16 protein-coding genes and 1 pseudogene are annotated in these 17,178 nt (G+C 72.1%); 10 read left to right on the top strand and 7 right to left on the bottom strand.

Annotation, left to right across the window (positions count from 1 at the left end):
- Positions 1-6: 6 nt before the first annotated feature.
- From hpnD to hpnH, 5 genes are read left to right on the top strand one after another with little or no spacing between them, the layout of a single operon-like run.
- A complete protein-coding gene (gene hpnD / locus KME79_RS21320; RefSeq protein WP_219545941.1) occupies positions 7-864 on the top strand; it encodes a presqualene diphosphate synthase HpnD in 858 nt (285 codons plus the stop codon).
- Positions 861-2,204, top strand: a complete 1,344-nt coding sequence (gene hpnE, locus KME79_RS21315; RefSeq protein ID WP_219545940.1) for a hydroxysqualene dehydroxylase HpnE — start codon at positions 861-863, stop codon at positions 2,202-2,204. The genes hpnD and hpnE overlap by 4 nt, the downstream gene beginning before the upstream one ends.
- Positions 2,201-4,069, top strand: coding sequence for a squalene--hopene cyclase (gene shc, locus KME79_RS21310; protein WP_219545939.1), 1,869 nt, complete (start codon positions 2,201-2,203; stop codon positions 4,067-4,069). Before hpnE ends, shc begins: the two co-directional genes overlap by 4 nt.
- Positions 4,066-4,962 carry a phosphorylase family protein gene (locus KME79_RS21305; RefSeq protein ID WP_219545938.1) on the top strand — a complete coding sequence of 299 codons (897 nt, stop codon included), beginning with the start codon at positions 4,066-4,068 and terminating at the stop codon, positions 4,960-4,962. The genes shc and KME79_RS21305 overlap by 4 nt, the downstream gene beginning before the upstream one ends.
- Positions 4,959-5,963 carry an adenosyl-hopene transferase HpnH gene (hpnH, locus tag KME79_RS21300; RefSeq protein ID WP_148034968.1) on the top strand — a complete coding sequence of 335 codons (1,005 nt, stop codon included), beginning with the start codon at positions 4,959-4,961 and terminating at the stop codon, positions 5,961-5,963. The genes KME79_RS21305 and hpnH overlap by 4 nt, the downstream gene beginning before the upstream one ends.
- 3 nt (positions 5,964-5,966) lie before the next feature.
- Here the strand turns inward: hpnH and KME79_RS21295 are convergent, their stop codons facing one another.
- Entirely contained in the window at positions 5,967-6,704 is a 738-nt protein-coding gene (locus KME79_RS21295) for an SDR family NAD(P)-dependent oxidoreductase (RefSeq protein ID WP_219545937.1), read from the bottom strand.
- A 248-nt stretch (positions 6,705-6,952) separates the two neighbouring features.
- Between KME79_RS21295 and KME79_RS47440 the strand changes: the two are divergent.
- Both KME79_RS47440 and KME79_RS46435 read left to right on the top strand, forming a co-directional pair.
- A pseudogene (locus KME79_RS47440) lies at positions 6,953-7,072 on the top strand (hypothetical protein); the annotation flags it as partial.
- A gap of 49 nt (positions 7,073-7,121) precedes the next feature.
- A complete protein-coding gene (locus KME79_RS46435) occupies positions 7,122-7,250 on the top strand; it encodes a hypothetical protein (protein ID WP_281429451.1) in 129 nt (42 codons plus the stop codon).
- A gap of 130 nt (positions 7,251-7,380) precedes the next feature.
- Here KME79_RS46435 and KME79_RS45070 read toward each other — a convergent pair whose 3' ends face one another.
- A complete protein-coding gene (locus tag KME79_RS45070; protein WP_246640190.1) occupies positions 7,381-7,839 on the bottom strand; it encodes a hypothetical protein in 459 nt (152 codons plus the stop codon).
- A gap of 351 nt (positions 7,840-8,190) precedes the next feature.
- Between KME79_RS45070 and KME79_RS21285 the strand changes: the two genes are divergently transcribed.
- Positions 8,191-9,063 (top strand): hypothetical protein, encoded by an 873-nt coding sequence (locus KME79_RS21285; protein WP_219545935.1) that lies wholly within the window; start codon positions 8,191-8,193, stop codon positions 9,061-9,063.
- A gap of 103 nt (positions 9,064-9,166) precedes the next feature.
- On the opposite strand, the gene KME79_RS21280 is transcribed toward KME79_RS21285, so the two are convergent.
- Genes KME79_RS21280 through KME79_RS21270 form a run of 3 tightly spaced genes read right to left on the bottom strand, consistent with a single transcriptional unit; the run spans position 9,167 to position 11,862 of the window.
- A complete protein-coding gene (locus tag KME79_RS21280; RefSeq protein ID WP_219545934.1) occupies positions 9,167-10,384 on the bottom strand; it encodes an aminopeptidase in 1,218 nt (405 codons plus the stop codon).
- A complete protein-coding gene (locus tag KME79_RS45065; RefSeq protein WP_219545933.1) occupies positions 10,365-11,312 on the bottom strand; it encodes an MFS transporter in 948 nt (315 codons plus the stop codon). The genes KME79_RS21280 and KME79_RS45065 overlap by 20 nt, the downstream gene beginning before the upstream one ends.
- Positions 11,313-11,337: 25 nt before the next feature.
- The gene (locus tag KME79_RS21270; RefSeq protein WP_219545932.1) at positions 11,338-11,862 is read right to left on the bottom strand and encodes an ArsR/SmtB family transcription factor; all 525 of its coding nucleotides are present in this window, start codon (positions 11,860-11,862) and stop codon (positions 11,338-11,340) included.
- Between the two features lie 105 nt (positions 11,863-11,967).
- Between KME79_RS21270 and KME79_RS21265 the strand changes: the two genes are divergently transcribed.
- Positions 11,968-13,962: a hypothetical protein gene (locus KME79_RS21265; RefSeq protein WP_219545931.1), complete on the top strand. Its 1,995-nt coding sequence runs from the start codon at positions 11,968-11,970 to the stop codon at positions 13,960-13,962.
- Between the two features lie 27 nt (positions 13,963-13,989).
- Here the strand turns inward: KME79_RS21265 and KME79_RS21260 are convergent, their stop codons facing one another.
- Positions 13,990-15,519 (bottom strand): FAD-dependent oxidoreductase, encoded by a 1,530-nt coding sequence (locus KME79_RS21260; protein ID WP_219545930.1) that lies wholly within the window; start codon positions 15,517-15,519, stop codon positions 13,990-13,992.
- Positions 15,520-15,682: 163 nt separating this feature from the next.
- On the opposite strand from KME79_RS21260, the gene KME79_RS21255 reads away from it, so the two are divergent.
- Positions 15,683-16,402: a hypothetical protein gene (locus tag KME79_RS21255; RefSeq protein WP_219545929.1), complete on the top strand. Its 720-nt coding sequence runs from the start codon at positions 15,683-15,685 to the stop codon at positions 16,400-16,402.
- Here KME79_RS21255 and KME79_RS21250 read toward each other — a convergent pair.
- A complete protein-coding gene (locus KME79_RS21250) occupies positions 16,319-17,152 on the bottom strand; it encodes a TetR/AcrR family transcriptional regulator (RefSeq protein WP_246640189.1) in 834 nt (277 codons plus the stop codon). The two genes, KME79_RS21255 and KME79_RS21250, sit on opposite strands and share 84 nt — an antisense overlap.
- Positions 17,153-17,178: the final 26 nt, after the last annotated feature.

Genomic DNA, 17,178 nt, shown 5'->3' with positions numbered 1-17,178 from the left:
AACCGGATGACCCTGTCCCACGCATACCGGCTCTGCGAACAGATTGTCCGCACCCGGGCGAGGAACTTCTCCTACGGCATCCGGTTGCTTCCCGAGCCGAAGCGCCAGGCGCTCAGCGCGGTGTACGCCCTCGCCCGCCGCATCGACGACATCGGCGACACGGAGGGTCCCAGCGAGCAGCGGCTCACAGGGCTGTCGGAGGTACGCGACGCCCTCTGCCGCATCGGCCCCGGCGAGACGAACCTCGTCCTGCTCGCCCTGGACGACGCGGCACGCCGCTATCCCATCCCCCTGCCGGCCTTCGACGAGCTGATCGACGGCTGCGCGGCGGATGTGCGCGGCACCACGTACCAGAGCTTCGACGAGCTGCTGGGCTACTGCCGGTGCGTCGCCGGATCCGTCGGGCGGCTGTCACTCGGCGTCTTCGGCGCGGACGACCACCGGAAGGCCGAGCCCCTGGCCGACGCCCTGGGGGTCGCGCTGCAGCTCACGAACATCCTGCGCGACGTGCGCGAGGACCGGCTCTCCGGACGCGTCTACCTGCCGTCGAAAGACCTCGAACGCTTCGGCTGCACCCTGGACCTCGACGCCCGGGGCAGGTTCACCGACCCGCCGGACCGGCTCGCCGCGCTCGTCGGGCACGAGGCGGCCCGCGCCCGTGACTGGTACGAGGAAGGGGCCCGGCTGGTGAGACTGCTCGACCGCCGCAGCGCCGCCTGCACGATGGCGATGGCCGGCATCTACCGGTCCCTGCTGGACCGGATCGCCGCCGACCCGCTCCGGGCGCTGGCCGCGCGGTCGTCGCTGCCCACCTGGCGCAAGACCGCCATCGCGGTCCGCGCGGTGGCCGGACCCCGCCGATGAGCGGCTCACCGGCGGCGCCGGTCGCGATCGTGGGGGGCGGGCTGGCGGGCATCGCCGCCGCCGTCGCCCTGGGCGAGGCCGGTCACGCGGTGACGCTGTACGAGGCGCGTCCCAGGCTGGGCGGCGCCACGCACTCGTTCGAACGTCACGGGATGGCCGTGGACAACGGGCAGCACGTGTTCCTCCGATGCTGCACCGCCTACATGGGCCTGCTCGACCGGATGGGCGTCTCGGACAAGGTCCGGCTGCAGAAGCGGTTCGACGTCCGCGTCCTCACGCCGGGGGGGCGCGGCGGGCGGCTGCGCCGGACCGCGCTTCCCGGCCCTCTGCACATGCTTCCCGCGCTGGCGACGTACTCCCTCCTCGGTCCGGCCGACCGGTTGCGCGCCGTACGGGGCGCGATGGCGCTGGCCCGGCTGGACCCCGCCGACCCCGCGCTCGACCGGATCACCCTGGAGCGCTGGCTGGCGTCGCACGGTCAGCCCGAGCCCGTCCGCGAGGCCCTCTGGGACCTCCTCGCGAAGGCCGCCCTGAACGTCGGCGCCGAGCAGGCGGCGCTCGGGCCCGCCGTGAAGGTGTTCAGGACCGCCCTGCTCGGCAGGTCCGACGCCGCCGACATCGGCGTCCCCGACGCGCCGCTCGGCGAGCTGCACGGCACCGCCGCGCACGACGCCATCAAGCGGCGCGGCGGAGAGGTGCGGCTGTCCGCGAAGGTGACGGGGATCGCCGAAGGGCCGGCGGTCGTCGTGGACGGCGCCCTGGTGCCGGCGGCCGCGGTGATCGTGGCCGTGCCGCACGGGCAGGCCGCCAGGATCGTGCCCGCCGGGGCGGCGCCCGGCCGGGACGCCTGGCATGAGCTGGGCGCGAGCCCGATCGTCAACGTGCACGCCGTGTACGACCGGACGGTCACCGAACTGCCGTCGGCCGCCGCCGTGGGCTCGCCGGTGCAGTGGGTCTTCGACAAGACCGGAGTGGCGGGGCTGAGCGAGGGCCAGTACCTCACGGTCTCGGTGTCGGCCGCGCAGCGGTGGATCGACCTGCCCACGTCGGAGATCCGGGCGGCGTTCGTCCCCGCGCTCGAACGGCTGTTCCCCGCGGCCCGGCAGGCCCGGCTCACCGACTTCTTCGTCACCAGGGAACGCCACGCCACCTTCTTCCAGGGGCCCGGCAGCGGTGCGCGCCGGCCCTATGCCCGGACCCGGTGGCCGGGGCTGTACCTCGCCGGCGCGTGGACCGACACGGGCTGGCCCGACACGATGGAGGGCGCCGTGCGCAGCGGACTTCACGCCGCCGGCCTGGTCCGGCGGCAGCTCGTCACGACACCGGGTCGCCGGTCATGAGCACGGCCGACACGCTCCGATCCACGAGACTGGCCCTCGACGCCGCCCGCGACCACCTGATCGGGCTCCGGTCACCGCAGGGCTGGTGGAAGGGCGAACTGCAGACCAACGTCACCATGGACGCCGAGGACCTGCTGCTCCGGGAGTTCCTGGGCATCCGGGCGAAGGACGACACGGCCGAGGCGGCCCACTGGATCCGGTCCGAACAGCGGGCGGACGGCACCTGGGCCACCTTCCACGGCGGCCCGCCCGACCTCTCCACCACGGTCGAGGCCTATACCGCGCTCCGGCTCGCCGGCGACCCCGTCGAGGCGGCCCACATGCGCGCCGCCCGCTCATTCGTACGGGAATCCGGCGGGATCGAGTCGGCACGCGTCTTCACCCGGATCTGGCTGGCCATGTTCGGGCAGTGGCCCTGGGAGCGGCTGCCGGTCCTGCCGCCCGAGCTGATGTTCCTGCCGTCGTGGTTCCCGCTGAACGTCTACGACTGGGCCTGCTGGGCACGGCAGACGATCGTCCCGCTCACGATCGTCAGCGCGCGCCGGCCCGTCCGCCCGCTTCCGTTCGACCTGGCCGAGCTCCGCACCGGCCGTCCCGTGCCGAGGCGGGGCGGGCTGGGCTGGGACGGGTTCTTCCACGGCCTGGACCGGCTGCTCGTCCGCTACGAACGACGGCCCGTGCGAGGGCTGCGCGAGGCGGCGATCAGGCGGGCCGCCGAGTGGATCGTGGCGCGGCAGGAGGCCGACGGCTCCTGGGGAGGCATCCAGCCGCCCTGGGTGTACTCGCTCATCGCGCTCAACCTGTCCGGCTATGACCTGGACCATCCGATCATGCGGCGGGGGCTCCGGGGCCTCGACCGGTTCACCATCCGGGACGAGCGGGGCCGCAGGCTCGAAGCGTGCCAGTCCCCGGTATGGGACACCGCGCTCGCCGTCAACGCGCTGCTCGACGCCGGTGTCTCCCACGACCATCCGGCCGTCGCCGAGGCCGTCGACTGGCTGCTGGAGGAAGAGATCAGAGGGCCGGGCGACTGGGCGGTGCGGCGGCCCCGGCTGGCGCCGGGCGGCTGGGCGTTCGAGTTCGACAACGACCTCTATCCCGACATCGACGACACGGCCGAGGTGGTCCTCGCCCTGGGCCGGACGGGCCGGCCGGACGCGCGACCGGCCATCGGCCGCGCCGTGCGGTGGATGACCGGCATGGCCTCCCGTGACGGAGGCTTCGCGGCCTTCGACGCCGACAACACCAGGACGCTCTGCACGAAACTGCCGTTCTGCGACTTCGGGGCCGTGATCGACCCGCCGTCGGCCGACGTGACCGCGCACGTCGTCGAGGCGCTGGCGCAGGAGTCCCCGCCCGGCTCGCCGGAGCTGCGCCGGGCCGTGCTCTGGCTGCTCAAGGCGCAGGAGCCGGACGGGTCGTGGTTCGGCCGCTGGGGGGCCAACCACGTCTACGGGACCGGCGCCGTGGTGCCCGCCCTGGTCGCGGCCGGCGTACGTCGCGACGCGGCATGCGTCCGCCGGGCGGTCGCCTGGCTGGAGTCCCACCGGAACGAGGACGGCGGCTGGGGCGAGGACCTGCGCTCCTACACCGACCCGGCGTGGATCGGACGCGGCGCCTCCACGCCCTCGCAGACGGCGTGGGCGCTGATGGCCCTGCTCGCCGCCGGGGAGCGGTCGCCCGTGGTGGACGCGGGCGTGCGCTGGCTGGTCGAGCACCAGCGCCCCGACGGCACCTGGGACGAACCGCACTTCACCGGGACGGGATTCCCGGGCGACTTCTCCATCAACTACCACCTGTACCGGCTCGTCTTCCCCGTCAACGCCCTCGGGCGCTACCTGCGGGCCTGCGGGCAGGCGCCATGACGGCCCTGCTGATCTGCACCGCCCTGGGCATGGAGGCACGAGCCGTCAGGCGGGGCCTTTCCCGCTCCCCGGTGCGCGTCCGGCTGCGCCGGACCGGGCTCGGGCCACGCCGGGCCGCGCGCGTCGCGGCCACCCTGCCGGAGTTCGACGCGCTGGCCGTGACGGGCTTCGCGGGGTCGCTCGTCCCCGGCCTGCGGGCGGGGGACGTCCTGGTGGCCCAGGAGATCCGTTACGGCGACCGGGTTCTCGCCTGCCCGTCGGCGCCGCTGCTCGCCGGGGAACTGGCGCGCGCCGGTCTGCGCGCCCGGACCGGCTCGTTGCTGACCGTGGACCACGTGGTGACCGGAGCCCGCGGGCGCGAACTCGCCGAGCGGGGCGCGCACGCCGTCGACATGGAGACGGGCCCGCTGGCCCGCGCGGCCGCCGGCCGGCCGGTGGCGGCCGTCCGGGTCGTCGTCGACACGCCCGCCGCCCCGCTGCTGAGCCCGGCCACCCTGCGCAACGCGCTCACGGCCCGCCGCGTGCTGCGCCGCGTCGGCCCGGCACTCACCCGCTGGGCCGCGGCGACCGCGCCCCGGACGGTGCTCCGCGCGTCACCGGACCTCGACGGCGCCGCGAGCCGGGCCGACCTCGTCCTCGTCATCGGGCCCACCGGCTCCCCGGAAACCAGGCACCTGGTGGAGTCCGCCACCCGGCACGCACCGGCCCGGCTCGTCGAGACGCCGGAGCACATCGAGCTCGCCTGGCTCCGCGGGGCCCGCACCGTCGTCCTCACCGCCGGCGCCTCCACCTCGCCTTCGCTCGTCGACACCGCCGAGAACGCGCTACGCGGGCTCGGCCCCGTGACGACCGAATCCATCACCTTCACCCTGCCGAAGGACGCCCAGCCATGACGATCCCGATCCGCCAGAGTCTGCGTGTCGCCGGCTACATCCTGAGCAACAAGCTCCGGCGACGCTCGAAGTTCCCGCTGCTGGTCGAGCTGGAACCGCTGTTCGCCTGCAACCTCTCCTGCGCCGGCTGCGGCAAGATCCAGCACCCGGCCGACGTGCTCCGCCGCCGGATGCCCGTCGAGCAGGCGGTCGCGGCGATCGAGGAGAGCGGCGCCCCGATGGTGTCCATCGCCGGCGGGGAACCGCTCATGCATCCGCAGATCGCGGAGATGGTCCGGGAGCTGACCGCGCGCAAGAGGTACGTCTACCTCTGCACCAACGCGCTGCTCATCCCCAAGAAGATCGACCAGTTCGAGCCGTCCAGGTACTTCGCCTGGACGGTGCACATCGACGGCCTGAGAGAGCGTCACGACGCGGCCGTGTGCAAGGAAGGCGTGTTCGACGAGGCGGTCGCCGCCGTCCGCGAATGCCAGCGGCGGGGTTTCCGCGTCACCACGAACACCACCTTCTTCAGCACCGACAGCCCGCGGACGGTCATCGAGGTGCTCAACTACCTCAACGACGACCTGGCCGTGGACCAGATGATGATCTCTCCCGCGTACGCCTACGAGAAGGCGCCGGACCAGGACCACTTCCTCGGCGTCGCGGAGATCCGCGACCTGTTCCGCCAGGCCTTCGCCGACGGCAACCGCCGCAGGTGGCGATTCAACCACTCGCCGCTCTTCCTCGACTTCCTCGAAGGCCGCGTCGACTTCCCGTGCACGGCGTGGGCGATCCCGTCGTACTCGCTGTACGGATGGCAGCGGCCGTGCTACCTCATGGCCGACGGATACGCCCGCACCTACCGTGAGCTGGTCGAGGAGACCGACTGGGACGCCTACGGCCGGGGCCGCGACGACAGGTGCGCCAACTGCATGGCCCACTGCGGATACGAGCCCACCGCGATCTTCGCCACGCTGGGCTCGCTCCAGCAGTCGCTCCGCGCCGTACGCGACCACTGACCGTCAGCCCGTGCGCCGGGCCAGCCGGTGGAACGCGCCGGGCGCGGCGCCGCGCAGCCGCGCCGGGAGGCGTAGCCAGCCCGGCACGTAGCACTCGGACCTGCCGCGCCGGATCGCCGTCACGATGCCGCGCGCCACCCGCTCCGGCGGGATCGGCCGGGGCCACCGGCGGTCGTACGGGACGCCGCGCCGGTCGAAGAAGGGCGTGGCGACCACGCCAGGGAACACCACCGACACCCCGATGCCGGGGAACTCCGACAACTCGTCCCGCAGTGCCTCGGCGAAGACGACCAGCCCGGCCTTGGCGGCCGAGTAGACCGCCTCACCCGCCACTCCGACGGCGCCGGCGATCGAGGAGACGAAGACGACGTGTCCCCGGCGCTCCTCGATCATCCCGGGCAGCAGCAGCCGCGCCAGCTCCATCGGCGCCGTCAGGTTGACCGCCACCAGCTCGTTCACGTCCCGGAGCGGCATCCCGGCGAAGGCTCCCGCCCACCCCGCTCCGGCGTTGCAGACCAGGACGTCGACGGGGGCGGCCTGCCCGGCGAGCACGGGGGCGTCCGTCGTGAGGTCGCCGACGACGGCCCGCCCGCCGGTTTCGGCCGCGACCGCGTGCAACCGCTGCCGGTCACGTCCGGCCAGCACCAGCCGCGACCCGGCGGCGGCCATCGCCCGCGCGGTCGCCGCGCCGACGCCCGAGGAAGCACCGGTGATCAGGACACGGGCCCCGTCGATCCTCATGGCATCCGACGCTAGTGCGCGTCGCGTTCTCGAACTGGGAGGACGCTCCGCAGGCGCGGGAATCGCGGCGTGACGACCGGACTCTTCGGGAAGATGCTCGGCCCTCAGCGGCGGCTCCGGGCTCCGGCATGCTCGGCACGGCGCCCAGGTCGAGGACCACCCGCGGCGAACTCGCGCGTTACCGCAGGTGCCCGGTGGTATTGATGATTCATGGGGGATGAGACTGCGGGTCGACGGACCGGCGTTCGATGAGCCAGCTGTGGTGGATCGCGGGGCGTGGACTGCTCGGAGGCCTGCTCGTGATGGTCTTCGCGGTAATAGGCGAGATGATGACGCCCAAGCGTTTCGCCGGCATCTTCGCCGCCGCTCCGGCCGTGGCGATAGCCGGGATGACGGTGACGGTGCTGCACGAGGGGCATGATCGCCTTCGCCGCGTGCGTATGGGCGCTGGCCCTCCGGCTGCCCGCTCCACTGGTGCTGGGGATCGCGACCGTGGCATGGGCGGTGGTCGCCGGCGCCCTGTACCAGGCCTTCGGCGCCCGCTGATTGGGTCTGGCGCGGCCTTTCTTCCTTCGGCTCCCCCGAGGTCGCCCTGGCCCCGGACGGCACCGAGACCGACCAGCCCTCGACCGAAGCGCCGGCCTTCTGACCCTGGGTTCCAGGCTCCCGGCACGTCTCAACGAGTGATGCGAAGGGCCCACTCGACCGCGTCGGTGGCCTGGATCCGTACCGTCAGGGTCTTTCTCTCGCCGAGGTCGAGGCGGTTCATGATGGGGCTGACCACGTCGTCGAGGCAGGTGAAGGGCATGTTGATGCCCGGCTCCAGAACGATCTCCACCTTGCCCTGCCCGCGGCACTTGAACAGCACCCACAGTTCGTCCTTGCCGGGTGGGATGTCCCCGACGACCATGGATCCCTTCCTCGGCCCCGCCTTGAGGACGGTCTTCGTGCCGGTGTCCATGCCCGGCAGGCGGAGAGGTGATGGCGTGGCGACCGCGGTCCCGGCCGGGGCGGCCGACGAGGTGGCGCCTCGCGGCTCCGTCACCGGATCGGCTGGAGGTGATGCCGCGCAGGCCGCCGCCGAAAGTGCGAGGGTGCTGGAGATCAGGAGAGGCGCCACCTGTCGGATCGTCATGTTCGGATCACCTTTGCTTGATGTACCAGCCAACGCGCCACGGGGTCCACGCGGTCACGCTTCGCTTCTTTTGGGACAAACGTGGTCTTCTTCCGCCGGACGCCGTACGTGGCGGTGGTCGTCTTCCGCGCCGGTGTGGGGGAGTCACTCACGCCGATGACCGGCGAGCAACCTCTTGTGCTGGGCCGTCTCATGTGCTGCACCGTTCGCAGGGTGCAATTTCGGAAACTTCCGCCAGCTCAGCGGCTCGATCAACAGGCGTTTGCAGGTTTATAACGCCCGAAGCGATGCTGGACTCCCTGCGGCTCGCCCTCGTCGTCCCGGTCGGGAAGGGCATGACAGCATGGACGAATGGCGGTGGAGTGGTCGCGAGCGGAGATCGTCGAAGCGCTGAGAACGTGCGCGCTCCGGATAGACGGGACGGAGGACGGGTACTCCGGGCTCGACGTCATCGCGGAGCCGGACACCATGCTCGTGACGTTCCGCTGGCGGCTCGATCCGAACGTCTACGCCGTCGAGGTCGCGTTCCCGACGGAGCCTGCCAGTCCGTGGACCGGCCTGGCGGTGACCTCGGCGTACGAGTGGGCCGCGGACGTCATGGCCGGGCTCTCGGAGAACCTCGCGACCGGGCTGGTCGGCTGGGGCGGCCGGACGATCCGCGATGGCCACGTCGTGCTGGACTCGCGCCATCCCGTGGACGTCGTTCCCGCCGGATACTACGTCGCGTCGGTTCCCCTCGTCGGCGTGCCCCGCTCGTCGGGGCCCAAGCGGAAGGGGACCTTCTTCACGTGGGGGTCGCCGGAGGCGCTGGTGCCGCTGCCTCCGTCCGAGCTGGGCTCCTGGCTGGCCGAGGAGGGGATGGACGTGAGCCTTCCCCGGCAGCTGGTCGTCGAGGACAGGCTGGCCTGCTGGGTGCAGGCCTACGTCGACAACGCCCGCGCAGAACCCCACGTGGGACACGCCGTCGCGTCCTGGGAGGACGCGCGGCACACCGTCGCACGGCTGGAGCTGGTGCACCTCCAGCCCGGCGTCCCGTCGGACGTGGGGGCGGCGCTGGCGCACGGGGCGGTCCGCGTGGTGACCGAGGCCGGTGCTCTGCGCGTGGTCACCGCGATCGACGGTCCCGAGCTTCGAGGACTGGGGTTCCAGCCGGCGAACGGGGGCGGGCTCACGTTCTCCACCGGCGTCACCCCACCCCCGCCGCACGACGCGGCTGAGCTCTGACCCAGGCGGGATCCTCGTTACCGGACCTCTCACGACCCGGCGGCGGCGGCCCGTCACGCCGGCTCGACGTTCTCGGCTGCGGCCCCGGGGGCCTCGATGCCGGTCAGACCTGCCATTCGTCGTCGCGGAGGAGCTCGACCGCGCCGCCGTCGTGGCCGACTCCGGTGACGGTGACGTCGGGGCCGCCCACCATGAAGTCGACGTGCACGCGGGAACGGTTGACCCCGGCCGCGTCCAGGTCGGCGGCCTCCCGCGCGCGCAGGTGCGCGGGCACGCCGGGAGGCAGCCCGGCGCCCCAGGCCAGATGGCAGGTGGCGTTCTCGTCCAGCAGCGTTTCGAGGTACGTGATCCCCGATCGTCCGACTGGTGAGGAGCCGTCGACGAGTGCCAGCTCACCGAGCCGGGCGGCCCCGGCATCGGTCGCCTGGTGGGTGCGGACGACGTCCGCGCCGCTGCTCGCTCGTACCTCGGTCACCACACCTGCGGTGAAGGTCAGTTCGAGGTCGCGGATGACGGTTCCGTTGAGGATCAGCGGACGCGTCGAGCGAACCGTGCCGTCCACCCGGCGGTGGTCGGGAGTGGTGAACACCTCCTCCGTGGGGAGGTTGCACTGGAAGACGTGCCCCTTGACCGATTCGAGCCGCGCCGCGGTCCAGTGGGCGTCGGGCAGCAGGCCGATGGTCAGGTCGGTCCCCGGCCCTTCGAACCGTACGGCGTCGAGGCGCAGGTCCTCCAGCACCTCCGCGCGGCGGAGCAGCTCGGCGATCCGCCGCTCCCAGGCGGCCCGGGGATCGGGCTGGTCGAGCCGGAGGATGGGGCGCAGGTGCTGCCACAACCGGGCCTCGTCCGGCACCCCGAAGATCGCCTGAGCCCACTCCGCCGTCGGACCGGGGACTATGGCCCAGCGGACCAGGTTGCCGAGCTGGAGCCGCTGCCTCGACGTGAGGTAGGGCATCCGATCCAGACCCGCCCGGACCGGATCCTGCCCGACCAGGAGGTCCGGGGTCGCGGTGCCCCGGATGTTGACCAGGACGCCGCAGTGGCGGGCGAGCTCCTCATTGCGCGCGTCCAGCCAGGAAGGAACCTCGCCCAGCGTCGCTTCGTCCGCGTGCTGGACCCGTGACCGCCTGGCGTACGGGTCGAAGTACCAGATGTCGACATAGCGAGCGCCTCGGGCGTACGCGGCCTCCGCCAGGGCGCGGGCGAGCGGGGCATGCTCGATCTCGGCGTTGATCAGGACCCGGTCGTCGCGGTCGACCGGCACGGCGATGTCGAAGACGACGTCGGCGTACCCGGCCAGCTCAGCGGGGGGAATGGTCATGGATGTCTCCTTGGGGGGAGGCCTCACGAGGCTTGCGGCCGAGGGGGAGGAACAGCAGGGGCGCCAGTGCCGCCACCGCGGCCGCGGCGGCGAACCCGTACGTCAGCCCGAGGGGCTGCGCGATGGCGCCGAGCGCGAGCGCGGCCGTCAGGAACCCGAGGTCGAAGAACGCCGTCGTGGTGGCCAGCGCCGAGCCGCGCTGCTCGGCGGGCAGGCCGGTCACCGCCATGGTCAGGAACGCCGGAAGGCCCAGCGCCTGCCCGGTACCGAGCACCGCCGCCGCGAACAGCGCTCCCGTGACGGACGGCCAGACGATGAGCATGGCCAGCCCTGCCGCGGTGAGGATGAGCGAGGCCGCCGCCATCGTGCGCGGGGCGATCCGGGTCGACAGCCGATGACCGGCCAGCCGTACCGTGAGCAGCACGCAGCCGTAGAGCAGGAAGTGGATGGCGCTGTCGTCGCCGCCCAGCGCCGCGACGTGCAACGGCAGGAAGGCGCTGAAGGCCGTGTATCCCCACACCGACGCCCAGTAGGCGAATCCGGGAGCAAGGCCCGCCCGGTGGACGAGCGGCCCGGCCTTCCTCGTGCGGGACGGCTCGCCGGCCGCGGGCCCGGTCAGGAACAGGCACCCGGCGAAGGCCGCGACGGCCACCGTTCCCGACAACGCCCACACGGCCCACAGACCGGCGGCGACGCGTACGGCCTCGGCCAGGGGCGGCCCCGCGAGCAGACCGGCGTTGACCGCGACGGAGAAGTGGTTGATCGCCGTGCCGCGCCGTTCGTGGTCGCTGGCCGAGGCGGCCGGGCGAGCAGGCCGAACATGGAGGTCATCGCCAGACAGACGCCGACCAGGACCGGGCCCTGGTCCAGCGGGCCGGTGACGTACCTCGGGATGACGGGTATGAGCAGCCCCAGCGACAGGAAGCACGCTCCTGTGCACAGCAGCAGGCGGGTCATCGCGCGTCGTCGAGTTCCAGCAGCAGGGCGGTCATGCTCACCTTGATCCTGTCGCTGGACCGGGGCGGCCCCGCCTTGCCATGGACCAGAGCGACCGCCTGGTCGACCAGCCCCACGACCTCCTCCCACACGGACCGGTCCAGCCACACCTCGGCGTCCATCGACGTGCGCGTGGCCTGAGCCTGGGTGAGACGTCGTGACAGGTCGACGCTGAGCGCCTCGTGGAGGAGCTGCCGCCCCTGCGTCCGATCCAGGCGGGCTCCGCTGGAGGGGTCGTAACGGTAGCGCCTCCGGGGTCTGCCTCTGCCTCCTCGCGGCGGCTGCTCGTCGACGTGCTCCAGGAAACCCGCCTCGGCGAGCTGGCGCAGATGGTAGCTGGCCGAGGCGTGGGCGATCCCCAGCTCCTCCGCGACATCGGTGGCCGACATGGACGTGCCGGTGAGCAGCGAGACGATGCGGATGCGGAGCGGGTTGGCCAGTGCTCGCAGGGGTACCAGATCGTCGTCGTTTTCCCAAGACATGTTGGGATCATAGCTTTCCAACATCTCTTGGGAAAGAGGTCCGTCGGGCCGCCGAGATTTCTGACAGGCGAGACGGCGACCCTGCGGGGATGGGAGGCTTGGACGGTGCGTACCTGGTTCGAGCCCGAAGAGGCCGAGGAGTTCGAGGCCACCAAGGACCTGCTGATCCGGCGGTGCGTCACCTGGGCGAAGGAGCACGGGCATCCAGTCGATGACCTGCTGCTCTCCGCCGCCGTCGACGCGCGGCATGGGAGCCGTGACGGCCGGCTGGCGTACTGGGACGGTGCGCGCATCAGGTTCTTCCTGCTGCGGTACGTGCCGTACAAGGTGACGGCCCCGCGGGAGGTGCTCGGCCTCGCTCCGGAGGTGCTGCGCACCTACCTGCGCTATCTCGACGTCACGGGCCTTCGCGACCCGCGCGGCGCCACGCTCGCGGAGGCGGCGGAGATCATCGCCGGGGCGCAGGCGGAGTACGCGTCCGCGCTCGACGATCCCACGCTGCGAGGGTTGGCGACGTTCTGGGCGCACACGGCTCTCGACCAGGGATTCGATCTCACCGTCCCGGGGGCGTTCGAGCGGTTCAAGCGCGATCTCGACGCCGGTCGCGTCCCGTACGACCAGCAGGTGCTCGACAAGATCATGCAGAACCGCCTGGTGTACGGCGGCATCGACGAGGAACGCGCCTTCCCCCAGCCGCCTGTCTCCCTGCCTCCCGCGTCCGAGCTGGCGGAGGCCGCCGGGCGCAGCCGGACCGTCCAGCGCCTCATCACCCTGGCCGACTGGGTGGGCAAGGACGGCCGCGCCCTCACCGACGCGGGCAACCTCCGCGTCGCCGACGCCCTCGAGGTGTCGGCCCTGCTGGGCACCGGCGAGGACCAGCTGCGCGTCCGCAGCGCCGCCGATCTGCCGCAGCTCAACCTGCTGCTCGCCTGGGCCAGGAAGCTGCGGCTGACCCGCACCAGCAAGGGGCGGCTGCTCCGCGTGGCCAAGGCCGTACCCCTGCTGCGCGACCCGGAGACGCTGTGGGGTCGCGCGTTCGAGCTCCTGCCGGAGCTGGGGCGCGTGGTCACCGTGCCCGTCGCGACGTGGCGGCCCGAGCCCATCCTGGCCGAGATCTTCGACGAGATTCTCCCGGACGTGCTCAACTCCATGTACGGGCTGGACGAGATGCCTGTGGTCCGGCTCGAAGAGACGGTGTGGCTGGCCTGCCAGGAGTACTTCGTTCTCGACGAGGAGGAGCACCGGCTTGATCTCTTGCGCCGCGAGGTCGCCCGGGACCTGGGGCGCATGTTCGAGGTCCTGTCCGACCTCGGGGCCGTGGAGCTCACCCGCGGCCCCGCCGACCCCCTCTACGCGAGCGACCTCGACCACGACGACCAGCCCTTGCCGCCGGACGCGGTCGAACGCCTGCGCGCCGCCCTCTCCGAGTCCGACCTCCCGCTGGTCCGCCTCACTCCACTCGGCGTGCGCGGCGTCCGCGACCGCCTCCTCGCCGAGGGCCGCGACGCTCCCCTCGTCGGCGAACTGGCCACCGCCCCGCCGGCCGAGCTGCTCGGGGTGCTCGCCCAGCACTATCCACCGGAGGACGCCGTCGCGGAGCTCCAGGGGTGGCTGGCCCGGCCGGGGCAGGACGTCGAGATGTTGGTGCAGGCCGTACGGGATTGCCCGTTCCGTACGCGGGTGGGGGCGATGCTGCGCGTGCTGGCCGGGGCCCTTCCCGAAAGGCGGCTGCTGCAGGACCTACGGCACGACCCGATCCTCGGGCCCGCCGTGTGGACGCAGCTCATCGATGCGGGGGAGATGAGGCCCGGGTCGTTGAGCGAGCGGGAGAACCTGCTGCTGGGGGCGGAGAACTTTCTGTCGGTGCTGGAACTCGCGGGGCCTGAGGGGCTTGTCGAGCAGCTCAGGAGAATGGGGGGCGGGGACGCGGACGAGTTCCTGGAGGCGATCCTGGCGTCGGGGCACCCTGATGTCGTGGGGTTGCGGGAGCTACACGAGCTGGTGGCCGAGCCGCTCCGCAGGACCGCCCGCCACCCCCTCCGCCTCGTCCCCACCCGGCCGCCGGGAGCCCGAGGTCGCCGGAAGAAGCGTAAACGCTGATCTTGATCATTGAACTGCGCGGCCAGGTTACGGGTTGTCCGGGTCGACCGGTTCCAGGGGCTTAGTGGCTGGACCGTGCAGGACGGCTCCGTCGGGTCCGAATCGGGAGCCGTGGCAGGGGCATTCCCAGGTCTGTTCGGCCTGGTTGAAGGCGACGACGCAGCCGAGGTGGGTGCAGGTGGCGGAGACCGCGTGGACGACGCCTGCCGCGTCGCGGGAGACCGCGCACCGCCGCCCGCCGATACGGACGATGGCGCCCGATCCCGGAGCGACGTCGTCGACCGAATCGGCGTGGGAGGGGCGCAGCCGATCGCCGATCAGGTGGCGTGCGGCCTTGGCCTGGAGTTTGGCGATGGGGCCGGCTTCGCGCAGCGGGTGAAGCCGCCGGGGATCGTACAGCTCGGCCCACGGCAGATCGTGCCCGGTGATGAGAGCGGAGAGGAGTTTGCCGGACATGACGCCGTTGCTCATGCCCCAGCCGCCGAATCCGGTGGCGACGTAGACGTGCTTGGCGCCGGGGTGGAAGTGGCCCACGTAGGGCAGGTGGTCGGTGCTGGTGTTGTCCTGTGCCGCCCACCGGTGGCTGATCTGTGTGCCGGTGAACCGGTCGCGGGTCCAGGCGGCCAGGCGCTGGAATCGTTCGCCGGCGTCACCGGAGCCGGGGTCGGCGGTCTCCCCTGTGACGATGAGCAGGCGCTGCCCGTCCCGATACGGGGTGGTCCGGATCGACCGGGTGTTGTGCTCCGAGGTGATGTACATCCCGCCCGGGTCCTGCTCAGGTGGGATCGGCGCGGCGACCACGAGCTCACGCCGCGGCTCCAGCCGGGAGAACATCAGCGCCCGGTCGAAGATCGGATAGTGCGTGGCCACCACGACATCGCCGGCGGTGACCGTGGTGCCGTTCTCGCACGCCAGCCGGCACGGCCGCCCCTCCTCCAGCCCCATCACCCGGGTACGTTCGAACACCCGGGCGCCGTCGTCGGCCATCCGCCGCACCAGGGCGAGAAGGAACTTACGAGGGTGGAACTGGGCCTGGTCCTCCACCCGGACGGCCGCCGCGACGTCGAACGGGAGGCCCGTCCGGGTCACCAAGGAGGCGGGCAGGCCGGCCTGCTGGGCCGCCTCCACCTCAGCGGTGATCTGCTCGGTCTCCCCGCCGGACTCCACATAGGTGTAGGCGGGCAGGCGTTCCAGGTCGCAGTCGATCCCCAGCTCGGCCGCGGTCGCGAACACGTGCTCGACCGCGTCCTGTTGCGACTGCGCGTACAGCCTGGCGGCCTGCTCCCCGTGCGACTTGCGCAACCGTGCGTAGATGAGCGTGTGCTGTACGGACAGCTTGGCGGTGGTGTAGCCGGTGACGGCCCCGGCGACGCGGTCCGCTTCGAGCACGACGACCGAGCGCCCCGTCCGCGACAACTCCCACGCCGCGCACAACCCGGCGATCCCACCGCCGACGACGGCGACATCGGCGGTGATGTCCTGCTCAAGCGAGGGGAACGAGGTGGTGGGGGTCGACTCGACCCAGTACGACTCGGGCACTCCCGGAAGCGCTGCCATGACGGACGCCCTGCCCTCGCGCCCGCCGGTTAGACGCACCACCGGTTAGACGCACCAAGAGCCTCGAAGACGCCGATGGCGGTGACGCGGCGGGCCGCATAGTGTGTGGCGTAGATCGTACTTCGGGGCCGAGTTCCGGACGAGACCAGGGGCGAGCACGGAGATGACGTCAGAAGCCTCGGCGACACCGGCCGACGTGGCCACCTCCGGCAGGGTGCCGCTCGACGCGCTGGACGTCCCTCGCAGGTCGGGTGCCGAGCCGTTCACCGAGGCCGGGGCCCCGGCCGGTGCCACCTTGGCCGACTTCTGGGGATGGGCGTGCTCCGACGTGGTCGGCAACAGGCTGCGCGGCGTCCTCGCCGAGTACATCGTCGCCCTGGCCCTGGAAGTCCATGACGGTGTCCGTACGGAGTGGGACGCGGTCGACCTGGTGCTGCCCAGCGAGCTGAAGGTCGAGGTCAAGTCGGCGGCCTACCTGCGGTCATGGAGCCAGCGGCAGCCGTCGGCCATCAAGTTCACCATCGCCCGTGCCAAGGGCTGGGACGCGCGGACGGATGTGGTGGCGGCCACGCCGGAGCGGCCCAGCGACGTGTACGTCTTCTGCCTCCTTCACCACACGGACAAGCGGACGATCGACCCGCTCAACCTGGACCAGTGGGAGTTCTACGTCACCTCGACGGCGGCGCTGGAGGCGGCGTTCGGCGACCGGACGCAGATCTCGCTGGCGGCACTGCGGACGATCGTTCCCGTCCCCGTACCGTTCGGCGGGCTCAAGGACTGCGTGCTCTCCTGGCAGGGCTCACGCAAGGTCGTCCCACGTGACGTCCGGATCGGGTTCGAGGTACGTGACCGCGATGCTCGCGGCCGCCATGCCGAGCAGTGACCAGTCGGAGGCGGCGCTCGCCGTGGTGGGATTGGCGGGCACGCGCCGGGTGAGCAGGTCCGGGTCGGACAGTGACATCAGCACCAGGCCGCGCATCGCCGCACAGGCCAGGGTCGCGATCAGCGGGAAACTGCCGCCCGTCTCCGGCCGCAGCCGGTAGCCCAGCGCCGTCGCCACCGTCTCCCAGCCGCGCGCCACGCGATCGACGAACCGCTGCTCGGAGCGGGCGAGCGCGGCCTGCACGTCGGCCCGCAGGTCCCCTTCCGGCAGGCTCAGGAACGTGGCCTGCAAGGCCAGGTACGTGCGCCACTCCGGGGAGCCGTGGACCGCCTCGAAGTCGCTGACCGCGGTCAGCCGCAGGAGTTCGGTGACCAGGTCGTGGCGGCCCTGAGGCGAGGCCAGGTCCTCCGAACGGCTGGACAGGACCTCACTGAGCACCTCCCCGGTGGTCTCCAGGGCCGGCGCGGAGGCGGGCGCGGCGCCGCGCGCCAGCTCGCGCAGCAGGTCGCTGAAGAACAGGTCCTTGTACGGCCAGCGGCGGTAGACGGTTGTCCTGGATACCCCGGCGTCACGGATGACGTCCTCGAAACCCAGGTGGTCGAGCCCCACGGTCAGGCCGTCGCGGTGGACCATCGCCACGGCCGTGTCGAGCATCCGCCGTTCCGTCTCCTGGTCGCTGAGCCGGGCGCGGCGCCGGGCGGGGCCTGTGGGCCTCGACGGGTCGTGGTCCGGCGGGTAGTTTCGAGCCATGAGACATGGTATCCCAAGTTCTATTA

Origin of the sequence: Nonomuraea harbinensis (assembly GCF_019396385.1) — a bacterium.
Taxonomy (GTDB): domain Bacteria; phylum Actinomycetota; class Actinomycetes; order Streptosporangiales; family Streptosporangiaceae; genus Nonomuraea; species Nonomuraea ferruginea.
Note: the sequence above shows the minus strand (reverse complement) of the source record. Positions and strands in the feature narration are given on the sequence as shown.